Genomic DNA, 1,602 nt, shown 5'->3' with positions numbered 1-1,602 from the left:
GTTCGGCGGCGTCCTACTCTCCCACAGGGTCCCCCCTGCAGTACCATCGGCGCTGTAAGGCTTAGCTTCCGGGTTCGAAATGTAACCGGGCGTTTCCCCTACGCTATGACCACCGAAACACTATGAAACAGACAACCAGCCGCCCCCCTATGACCAATAGGGGGCGGGTTGTTCGTGGTTTCAGAACCAACACAGTGGACGCGAGCAACTGAGGACAAGCCCTCGGCCTATTAGTACCGGTCACCTCCACACCTCACGGTGCTTCCAGATCCGGCCTATCAACCCAGTCGTCTACTGGGAGCCTTAACCCCTCAAAGGGGGTGGGAGTCCTCATCTCGAAGCAGGCTTCCCGCTTAGATGCTTTCAGCGGTTATCCCTCCCGAACGTAGCCAACCAGCCATGCCCTTGGCAGGACAACTGGCACACCAGAGGTTCGTCCGTCCCGGTCCTCTCGTACTAGGGACAGCCCTTCTCAAGACTCCTACGCGCACAGCGGATAGGGACCGAACTGTCTCACGACGTTCTAAACCCAGCTCGCGTACCGCTTTAATGGGCGAACAGCCCAACCCTTGGGACCGACTCCAGCCCCAGGATGCGACGAGCCGACATCGAGGTGCCAAACCATCCCGTCGATATGGACTCTTGGGGAAGATCAGCCTGTTATCCCCGGGGTACCTTTTATCCGTTGAGCGACGGCGCTTCCACAAGCCACCGCCGGATCACTAGTCCCGACTTTCGTCCCTGCTCGACCCGTCGGTCTCACAGTCAAGCTCCCTTGTGCACTTACACTCAACACCTGATTGCCAACCAGGCTGAGGGAACCTTTGGGCGCCTCCGTTACTCTTTAGGAGGCAACCGCCCCAGTTAAACTACCCATCAGACACTGTCCCTGATCCGGATCACGGACCCAGGTTAGACATCCAGCACGACCAGACTGGTATTTCAACGACGACTCCACCCACACTGGCGTGCGGGCTTCACAGTCTCCCAGCTATCCTACACAAGCCGAACCGAACACCAATATCAAACTGTAGTAAAGGTCCCGGGGTCTTTCCGTCCTGCTGCGCGAAACGAGCATCTTTACTCGTAGTGCAATTTCACCGGGCCTATGGTTGAGACAGTCGAGAAGTCGTTACGCCATTCGTGCAGGTCGGAACTTACCCGACAAGGAATTTCGCTACCTTAGGATGGTTATAGTTACCACCGCCGTTTACTGGCGCTTAAGTTCTCAGCTTCGCCCCACCGAAATGGAGCTAACCGGTCCCCTTAACGTTCCAGCACCGGGCAGGCGTCAGTCCGTATACATCGCCTTACGGCTTCGCACGGACCTGTGTTTTTAGTAAACAGTCGCTTCTCGCTGGTCTCTGCGGCCACCCCCAGCTCGGAGTGCAAGACTCGTCACCGGGTGTGGCCCCCCTTCTCCCGAAGTTACGGGGGCATTTTGCCGAGTTCCTTAACCATAGTTCACCCGAACGCCTCGGTATTCTCTACCTGACCACCTGAGTCGGTTTAGGGTACGGGCCGCCATGAAACTCGCTAGAGGCTTTTCTCGACAGCATAGGATCATCCACTTCACCACAATCGGCTCGGCATCAGGTCTCA

The 1,602-nt window shown here is 57.1% G+C and carries 2 rRNA genes; both read right to left on the bottom strand.

Annotated elements, in window-relative coordinates:
* Nucleotides 1-117 (bottom strand): 5S ribosomal RNA (gene rrf, locus ACGFYH_RS37330).
* A gap of 93 nt (nucleotides 118-210) precedes the next feature.
* Nucleotides 211-1,602 (bottom strand): 23S ribosomal RNA (locus ACGFYH_RS37325); the annotation flags it as partial.

Origin of the sequence: Streptomyces sp. NPDC048392 (assembly GCF_043200575.1) — a bacterium.
Taxonomy (GTDB): domain Bacteria; phylum Actinomycetota; class Actinomycetes; order Streptomycetales; family Streptomycetaceae; genus Streptomyces.
The sequence above is the reverse complement of the archived record's forward strand: the minus strand, read 5'-3'. Positions and strand labels throughout refer to the sequence as shown.